8 protein-coding genes are annotated in these 8732 nt (G+C 54.7%); 6 read left to right on the top strand and 2 right to left on the bottom strand.

Annotated features, from left to right (window positions below):
• Both ACJHYD_RS18070 and ACJHYD_RS18065 read right to left on the bottom strand, forming a co-directional pair.
• Positions 1–110: hypothetical protein (locus ACJHYD_RS18070; RefSeq protein ID WP_001372263.1), on the bottom strand; the 110-nt coding region annotated here is incomplete at its 3' end.
• Between the two features lie 247 nt (positions 111–357).
• Positions 358–564 (bottom strand): YbfA family protein, encoded by a 207-nt coding sequence (locus ACJHYD_RS18065; protein WP_000424926.1) that lies wholly within the window; start codon positions 562–564, stop codon positions 358–360.
• Between the two features lie 312 nt (positions 565–876).
• Between ACJHYD_RS18065 and kdpF the strand changes: the two genes are divergently transcribed.
• From kdpF to kdpE, 6 genes are read left to right on the top strand one after another with little or no spacing between them, the layout of a single operon-like run.
• The gene (kdpF, locus tag ACJHYD_RS18060; protein WP_001272653.1) at positions 877–966 is read left to right on the top strand and encodes a K(+)-transporting ATPase subunit F; all 90 of its coding nucleotides are present in this window, start codon (positions 877–879) and stop codon (positions 964–966) included.
• Positions 966–2639 (top strand): potassium-transporting ATPase subunit KdpA, encoded by a 1674-nt coding sequence (kdpA, locus tag ACJHYD_RS18055; RefSeq protein ID WP_001550803.1) that lies wholly within the window; start codon positions 966–968, stop codon positions 2637–2639. The genes kdpF and kdpA overlap by 1 nt, the downstream gene beginning before the upstream one ends.
• A gap of 22 nt (positions 2640–2661) precedes the next feature.
• Positions 2662–4710 (top strand): potassium-transporting ATPase subunit KdpB, encoded by a 2049-nt coding sequence (gene kdpB / locus ACJHYD_RS18050; protein ID WP_001550802.1) that lies wholly within the window; start codon positions 2662–2664, stop codon positions 4708–4710.
• Between the two features lie 8 nt (positions 4711–4718).
• Entirely contained in the window at positions 4719–5291 is a 573-nt protein-coding gene (gene kdpC / locus ACJHYD_RS18045; RefSeq protein ID WP_001550801.1) for a K(+)-transporting ATPase subunit C, read from the top strand.
• Complete coding sequence (kdpD, locus tag ACJHYD_RS18040; RefSeq protein ID WP_001328700.1) at positions 5284–7968, top strand: two-component system sensor histidine kinase KdpD; 2685 nt, start codon at positions 5284–5286, stop codon at positions 7966–7968. The genes kdpC and kdpD overlap by 8 nt, the downstream gene beginning before the upstream one ends.
• Positions 7965–8642, top strand: coding sequence for a two-component system response regulator KdpE (gene kdpE, locus ACJHYD_RS18035; RefSeq protein ID WP_001550800.1), 678 nt, complete (start codon positions 7965–7967; stop codon positions 8640–8642). The genes kdpD and kdpE overlap by 4 nt, the downstream gene beginning before the upstream one ends.
• Positions 8643–8732: the final 90 nt, after the last annotated feature.

The following is an 8732-nucleotide window of genomic DNA, read 5'->3' as shown; positions in this document are numbered from 1 at the left end:
GAACAGGCCACGCCGGTGGGGGCACCAATACGTACCCCGGCAGAACCCTGAACAATGCTACCGCCATACTGCGTCATGTCGCCCTGACGCGCCGCCGGTTTTCCGCTCATCTGCTCATCCTTGTTTTATCGGGTTATTTGTCTGCTGACAGGCGAAACCCTACAGATTTATAAGAAAGCCTTAAGTGAGATATCTGTCAGATAAGAACAATTAGGAAAATATTTATATATATTTCATGAATATATATTTCGGTTGGGTAATGCGATGTATAAATACTTACCTGAACGTCTTCCCGACAAAAAAACCGCCAGCGTTTCCGCTGGCGGTTTTCTTTTCTTTGAACGTAATATTTAGCAATCAGTAAAAATCACCAGTTGCCTTTTCGGCCTGATCCATCCACACCGGTTTCTCGCTGGTTTTCGACCAGACGCGGTGCAGGTAGCTGTAAAAGCGGGCGCGGTCTTTCCAGAAAAGCATGAAAGGCAGCGCCAGAACGCCCGCTGCAACCGCATAAGTACGGCGTAAAAAGATAAGCCATGCAGGATATTCTCTGTAGAGTTCCATACTTTTCTCCCCCTTTTGTATCTACCCGGTGAATGGCACCGGAAAAATGAATTTGTTTATCTGATGAAAATAGTACCGCCTTTTGTGTAATTTTACTACTCATCCGACCACTTATTTTTGCTTATTGATGGTTTATTGACATTCACACTGTAATTAAGTTACACAAAAGTTAAATTAATACTAACCATCAGTTAAATCATGGCTTTTGCCATTTTTATACTTTTTTTACACCCCGCCCGCAGATTTTTGCGAAATCTTTGCAGCCAGAATTCTACCCTTCCGGTATCACTTTTAGGCCACTGGAGGTGCACTGTGAGTGCAGGCGTGATAACCGGCGTGTTGCTGGTGTTTTTATTACTGGGTTATCTGGTTTATGCCCTGATCAATGCGGAGGCATTCTGATGGCTGCGCAAGGGTTCTTACTAATTGCCACGTTTTTACTGGTATTAATGGTGCTGGCGCGTCCCTTAGGTAGCGGGCTGGCGCGGCTGATTAATGATATTCCTCTTCCTGGTACGACGGGCGTTGAACGCGTACTCTTTAGCGCGCTTGGCGTCTCTGACCGCGAGATGAACTGGAAGCAGTATCTCTCAGCCATTCTTGGCCTGAATATACTGGGGCTGGCGGTGCTGTTTTTTATGTTGCTCGGTCAGCACTATCTGCCGCTTAATCCACAGCAGTTGCCGGGGCTGTCGTGGGATCTGGCGCTGAATACCGCCGTCAGCTTTGTCACGAATACCAACTGGCAATCTTACAGCGGTGAAACCACGTTGAGCTATTTCAGCCAGATGGCGGGCTTAACGGTGCAAAACTTTCTTTCTGCCGCCAGCGGGATTGCGGTGATTTTTGCCCTCATCCGTGCGTTTACCCGCCAGAGCATGAGCACACTCGGGAATGCCTGGGTCGATCTGTTACGCATCACGTTATGGGTGCTAGTCCCTGTGGCGTTGTTGATTGCATTGTTTTTTATTCAACAAGGTGCGTTGCAAAACTTTCTGCCCTATCAGGCAGTGAATACCGTTGAAGGAGCGCAACAGCTGTTACCAATGGGTCCGGTGGCTTCTCAGGAAGCGATCAAGATGCTCGGCACTAACGGTGGTGGCTTCTTTAATGCCAACTCGTCGCATCCGTTTGAAAACCCAACCGCACTGACCAACTTCGTGCAGATGCTGGCGATCTTCTTGATCCCAACAGCGCTGTGCTTTGCCTTTGGTGAAGTGGCGGGCGATCGCCGCCAGGGGCGCATGTTACTGTGGGCGATGTCAGTGATTTTTGTCATCTGCGTAGGCGTGGTGATGTGGGCAGAAGTTCAGGGTAATCCTCATCTGCTGGCACTGGGCGCGGACAGCAGCATCAATATGGAAGGTAAAGAGAGCCGTTTCGGCGTGCTGGTCAGTAGCCTGTTTGCGGTCGTGACTACGGCGGCTTCCTGCGGCGCGGTGATTGCGATGCATGATTCGTTTACCGCCCCCGGTGGCATGGTGCCGATGTGGCTGATGCAAATTGGTGAAGTGGTATTCGGCGGTGTCGGTTCTGGTCTTTACGGCATGATGCTGTTTGTCCTGCTGGCGGTGTTTATTGCCGGGCTGATGATTGGTCGTACACCGGAATATCTGGGTAAAAAAATCGACGTACGCGAGATGAAACTGACCGCACTGGCGATTCTGGTCACCCCGACGCTGGTGCTGATGGGCGCGGCGCTGGCAATGATGACCGACGCCGGACGTAGCGCCATCCTCAACCCGGGCCCGCATGGTTTTAGCGAAGTGCTGTACGCCGTGTCGTCCGCCGCTAACAACAACGGCAGCGCCTTTGCCGGATTAAGCGCCAACTCCCCATTCTGGAACTGTTTGCTGGCGTTCTGCATGTTTGTTGGTCGCTTCGGGGTGATTATTCCGGTGATGGCAATTGCTGGTTCGCTGGTGAGTAAAAAGAGCCAACCCGCCAGCTCCGGCACACTGCCTACGCACGGCCCGCTGTTTGTTGGCCTGTTAATCGGCACCGTGTTGCTGGTTGGCGCACTGACCTTTATCCCTGCCCTGGCGCTTGGCCCGGTGGCGGAATATCTCTCCTGATGATATTGAGTGAGCACTGAATATGAGTCGTAAACAACTGGCGCTATTCGAACCAACACTTGCCGTTCAGGCGCTGAAAGAAGCGGTGAAAAAATTAAACCCGCAGGCACAATGGCGCAATCCGGTGATGTTTATCGTCTGGATCGGCAGTTTGCTGACCACCTGTATTTGCATCGCAATGGCAAGCGGTGCGATGCCTGGCAATGCGCTGTTTAGCGCGGCAATTAGCGGCTGGCTGTGGGTCACCGTACTGTTCGCTAATTTCGCCGAGGCGCTGGCAGAAGGCCGCAGTAAAGCGCAGGCCAACAGTCTGAAAGGGGTGAAAAAAACTGCCTTTGCCCGCAAGCTGCGTGAGCCGAAATATGGCGCTGCGGCGGACAAAGTTCCCGCCGATCAACTGCGTAAAGGCGATATCGTACTGGTGAAAGCTGGCGATATTATCCCCTGCGATGGTGAAGTCATTGAAGGGGGCGCATCGGTCGATGAAAGCGCCATCACCGGGGAATCGGCACCGGTGATCCGTGAATCCGGCGGCGATTTTGCCTCCGTCACTGGCGGCACGCGTATTCTTTCTGACTGGCTGGTGATTGAGTGCAGCGTTAACCCCGGCGAGACATTTCTGGATCGGATGATCGCGATGGTGGAAGGCGCGCAGCGACGTAAAACGCCAAACGAGATTGCCCTGACCATCCTGCTGATTGCCCTGACTATCGTCTTTTTACTGGCAACCGCCACGCTGTGGCCGTTTTCCGCGTGGGGCGGTAATGCAGTCAGTGTAACGGTACTGGTGGCGCTGCTGGTCTGTCTGATCCCAACGACCATTGGCGGTCTGTTGTCAGCGATCGGCGTCGCCGGGATGAGTCGGATGCTGGGCGCGAATGTGATTGCCACCAGCGGACGTGCAGTTGAAGCGGCGGGTGACGTTGACGTCCTGCTGCTGGATAAAACCGGCACCATCACGCTAGGTAACCGTCAGGCATCGGAGTTTATCCCTGCGCAGGGCGTGGATGAAAAAATGCTGGCTGACGCCGCACAACTGGCTTCACTGGCTGATGAAACGCCGGAAGGTCGCAGTATTGTGATCCTCGCCAAGCAGCGTTTTAACCTGCGCGAGCGCGATGTGCAGTCGCTCCATGCCACCTTTGTACCGTTTACTGCGCAAAGCCGGATGAGCGGGATCAACATCGACAACCGCATGATCCGTAAAGGTTCTGTCGATGCCATTCGCCGCCATGTTGAGGCTAATGGTGGTCACTTCCCTGCCGATGTTGATCAAAAAGTCGATCAGGTTGCGCGTCAGGGAGCCACGCCGCTGGTAGTAGTAGAAGGCTCCCATGTGCTTGGCGTTATTGCGCTGAAAGATATCGTCAAAGGCGGTATTAAAGAGCGCTTCGCGCAGTTGCGTAAAATGGGCATTAAAACGGTGATGATTACCGGCGATAACCGTCTGACTGCCGCCGCGATTGCTGCGGAAGCGGGCGTCGATGATTTCCTCGCCGAAGCGACACCAGAAGCCAAGCTGGCATTGATTCGTCAGTATCAGGCAGAAGGCCGTTTAGTGGCGATGACCGGCGACGGCACCAACGATGCTCCGGCGCTGGCGCAGGCAGATGTCGCGGTGGCGATGAACTCCGGTACTCAGGCGGCGAAAGAAGCGGGCAATATGGTGGATCTCGACTCTAACCCGACCAAGTTGATCGAGGTGGTACATATTGGCAAACAGATGCTGATGACCCGTGGCTCGCTGACCACCTTCAGCATTGCCAACGATGTGGCGAAATACTTCGCCATTATTCCGGCGGCATTCGCGGCAACGTATCCGCAGTTAAATGCGCTGAACATCATGCGCCTGCATTCGCCCGACTCCGCAATCCTCAGTGCGGTGATTTTCAACGCCTTGATTATCGTCTTTTTGATTCCCCTGGCGTTAAAAGGCGTGAGTTATAAACCGCTTACCGCTTCTGCCATGTTGCGCCGTAACTTATGGATTTACGGTCTGGGTGGGCTGCTGGTGCCGTTTATCGGTATCAAAGTCATTGATTTACTGCTGACCGTTTGCGGTCTGGTGTGAGGTTTACCATGCGTGGATTACGTCCGGCATTATCGACATTTCTCTTTTTGTTACTGATTACTGGCGGCGTTTACCCGCTGCTGACCACCGCGCTGGGGCAATGGTGGTTTCCCTGGCAGGCCAACGGTTCGTTGATTCGTGAAGGTGATACGGTGCGCGGTTCGGCATTAATCGGGCAGAATTTTTCCGGCAACGGCTATTTTCATGGTCGCCCGTCGGCAACGGCAGAAATGCCCTATAATCCACAGGCTTCTGGCGGGAGCAATCTGGCGGTCAGTAACCCTGAGCTGGATAAACTAATAGCCGCACGCGTTGCTGCATTACGGGCCGCTAACCCGGATGCCAGCGCGAACGTTCCGGTTGAACTGGTGACGGCATCGGCAAGCGGGCTGGACAATAACATCACCCCGCAAGCGGCGGCCTGGCAGATCCCACGCGTGGCGAAAGCGCGTAATCTCAGCGTTGAACAGCTCACGCAACTGATCGCAAAATACAGCCAACAACCGTTGGTGAAATATATCGGCCAGCCGGTCGTCAACATTGTCGAACTCAATCTGGCGCTGGATAAGCTTGATGAATAACGAACCCTTACGTCCCGACCCCGATCGTCTGCTGGAACAAACTGCCGCGCCGCATCGGGGGAAGCTGAAAGTTTTCTTCGGTGCCTGTGCAGGCGTCGGGAAGACCTGGGCGATGCTGGCAGAAGCCCAGCGACTGCGGGCGCAAGGGCTGGATATTGTGGTTGGCGTGGTAGAAACCCACGGGCGAAAAGATACCGCCGCCATGCTGGAAGGGCTGGCTGTTCTGCCGTTAAAACGCCAGGCGTACCGTGGGCGGCATATCAGCGAGTTTGATCTCGATGCCGCCCTCGCCCGCCGTCCGGCGCTGATCTTAATGGACGAACTGGCGCACAGTAATGCGCCAGGTTCTCGTCATCCTAAACGCTGGCAGGATATCGAAGAACTGCTGGAAGCTGGCATTGATGTTTTCACAACCGTCAACGTTCAGCATCTGGAAAGTCTGAATGATGTGGTCAGCGGCGTCACCGGAATTCAGGTTCGGGAAACCGTGCCCGATCCTTTTTTCGATGCCGCCGACGACGTGGTGCTGGTGGACTTGCCCCCAGACGATCTGCGCCAGCGGCTGAAAGAAGGCAAAGTCTATATTGCCGGGCAGGCGGAGCGCGCCATTGAACATTTTTTCCGCAAAGGCAATCTGATCGCCCTGCGCGAACTGGCACTGCGCCGTACTGCCGATCGCGTTGATGAGCAAATGCGCGCCTGGCGGGGGCATCCTGGCGAAGAGAAAGTCTGGCACACGCGCGACGCGATCCTTTTATGCATCGGGCATAACACCGGCAGCGAAAAACTGGTCCGCGCGGCGGCGCGGCTGGCGTCACGGCTGGGAAGCGTCTGGCACGCGGTGTATGTTGAAACCCCTGCCCTGCACCGCTTACCGGAGAAAAAACGTCGGGCAATTCTCAGCGCCTTACGTCTGGCGCAGGAGCTGGGCGCGGAGACGGCAACACTTTCTGATCCAGCGGAAGAGAAAGCGGTAGTGCGTTATGCCCGTGAACATAATCTCGGCAAGATTATTCTCGGTCGCCCGGCCTCGCGCCGCTGGTGGCGTCGGGAAACGTTTGCTGACCGACTGGCGCGAATCGCCCCCGATCTCGATCAGGTGCTGGTCGCGCTTGATGAACCACCCGCCCGCACGATAAACAACGCGCCGGATAGCCGCTCTTTTAAAGACAAGTGGCGGGTACAGATTCAGGGATGCGTGGTTGCCGCCGCGTTATGCGCCGTTATCACCTTAATTGCCATGCAGTGGCTGATGGCGTTTGATGCCGCCAACCTGGTGATGCTGTATCTGCTTGGCGTGGTGGTGGTGGCGCTGTTTTATGGACGCTGGCCTTCGGTGGTTGCCACCGTTATTAATGTGGTGAGTTTCGATCTCTTTTTTATCGCCCCACGCGGCACGCTCGCCGTCTCTGATGTGCAATATCTGCTGACCTTCGCGGTGATGTTAACCGTCGGGCTGGTGATCGGGAACCTTACTGCGGGTGTGCGTTATCAGGCGCGGGTAGCCCGTTACCGCGAGCAACGCACACGGCACTTATATGAAATGTCGAAAGCTCTGGCTGTGGGCCGCAGTCCGCAGGACATCGCCGCCACCAGCGAACAATTTATTGCCTCCACGTTTCATGCCCGCAGTCAGGTGTTGTTGCCCGATGACAACGGTAAATTGCAGCCGTTAACACATCCGCAAGGAATGACGCCGTGGGACGATGCCATCGCGCAGTGGAGTTTTGATAAAGGCCTGCCTGCGGGCGCGGGCACCGACACGTTACCCGGTGTACCGTACCAGATTCTGCCGTTAAAAAGCGGCGAGAAAACCTACGGACTGGTGGTGGTAGAACCGGGGAATCTGCGTCAGTTGATGATCCCGGAACAGCAGCGCCTGCTGGAGACATTTACGCTGTTAGTCGCCAATGCGCTTGAGCGGCTGACGCTGACCGCCAGCGAAGAACAGGCGCGGATGGCAAGCGAACGAGAACAGATCCGCAACGCCCTGCTGGCGGCGCTTTCGCATGATTTACGCACGCCGCTTACGGTGCTGTTCGGTCAGGCAGAAATCTTAACGCTCGATCTGGCAAGCGAAGGATCGCCTCACGCCCGCCAGGCCAGCGAGATTCGCCAGCATGTGCTGAACACGACCCGACTGGTGAATAATCTACTGGATATGGCGCGAATTCAGTCCGGCGGCTTTAATTTGAAGAAAGAGTGGTTAACGCTGGAAGAAGTGGTCGGCAGCGCGCTGCAAATGCTGGAACCGGGTTTATCGTCGCCCATCAATCTTTCTCTGCCAGAACCGCTGACCTTAATCCACGTTGACGGGCCGCTCTTTGAACGGGTGCTGATTAATCTGCTGGAGAACGCGGTGAAATACGCGGGGGCGCAGGCCGAAATTGGTATCGATGCCCACGTTGAGGGCGAGAAGCTACAACTGGATGTCTGGGATAACGGCCCCGGTCTTCCGCCAGGCCAGGAGCAGACGATATTTGATAAGTTTGCTCGCGGAAATAAAGAGTCGGCGGTACCGGGTGTCGGGCTTGGGCTGGCAATTTGTCGGGCGATTGTGGATGTACACGGCGGCACCATTACCGCGTTCAACCGACCGGAAGGTGGTGCCTGTTTTCGTGTTACACTTCCCCAGCAAACTGCCCCTGAACTTGAAGAATTTCATGAGGATATGTGACAAACGTTCTGATTGTTGAAGATGAACAGGCTATTCGTCGCTTTCTGCGCACGGCGCTGGAGGGCGACGGTATGCGCGTCTTTGAGGCCGAAACGCTGCAACGCGGCTTGCTGGAAGCGGCAACCCGTAAGCCAGATTTGATTATTCTCGATCTCGGCCTGCCCGATGGTGATGGGATTGAGTTTATCCGCGACCTGCGCCAGTGGAGCGCGGTGCCGGTGATTGTGCTTTCCGCACGTAGCGAAGAGAGCGATAAAATCGCCGCGCTGGATGCCGGAGCGGATGATTACCTGAGTAAGCCATTTGGTATTGGCGAATTGCAGGCCCGTCTGCGCGTCGCTTTACGTCGCCACTCCGCCACCGCTGCGCCCGATCCGCTGGTGAAATTTTCCGATATTACCGTCGATTTAGCCGCCCGCGTGATCCATCGCGGTGAGGAAGAGGTGCATCTCACCCCAATTGAGTTTCGCCTGCTGGCAGTGTTGCTTAATAATGCGGGAAAAGTGCTCACCCAGCGCCAGCTCCTTAACCAGGTGTGGGGGCCAAACGCGGTCGAACACAGTCATTATTTGCGTATTTATATGGGGCATCTGCGACAAAAACTGGAGCAAGATCCCGCCCGCCCCCGCCACTTCATTACTGAAACCGGTATTGGGTATCGGTTTATGCTTTGAATTGTTATTCAATAAATTCGCTTTAATAGTGATTAATTTATTATTAAACCTGCTCCAAATATTATTATTTGGCAGGTTTAATTTCTTAAC

This window comes from Escherichia sp. WS1368, assembly GCF_046487485.1.
Classification (GTDB): domain Bacteria; phylum Pseudomonadota; class Gammaproteobacteria; order Enterobacterales; family Enterobacteriaceae; genus Escherichia; species Escherichia coli.
This window is presented reverse-complemented; position numbering and strand designations above follow the sequence as displayed.

Coding starts and splice junctions, on each gene's coding strand:
- ACJHYD_RS18065 (WP_000424926.1), bottom strand. CDS start 564: ATGGAACTCTACAGAGAATATCCTGCATGGCTTATCTTTTTACGCCGT.
- kdpA (WP_001550803.1), top strand. CDS start 966: ATGGCTGCGCAAGGGTTCTTACTAATTGCCACGTTTTTACTGGTATTA.
- kdpB (WP_001550802.1), top strand. CDS start 2,662: ATGAGTCGTAAACAACTGGCGCTATTCGAACCAACACTTGCCGTTCAG.
- kdpC (WP_001550801.1), top strand. CDS start 4,719: ATGCGTGGATTACGTCCGGCATTATCGACATTTCTCTTTTTGTTACTG.
- kdpD (WP_001328700.1), top strand. CDS start 5,284: ATGAATAACGAACCCTTACGTCCCGACCCCGATCGTCTGCTGGAACAA.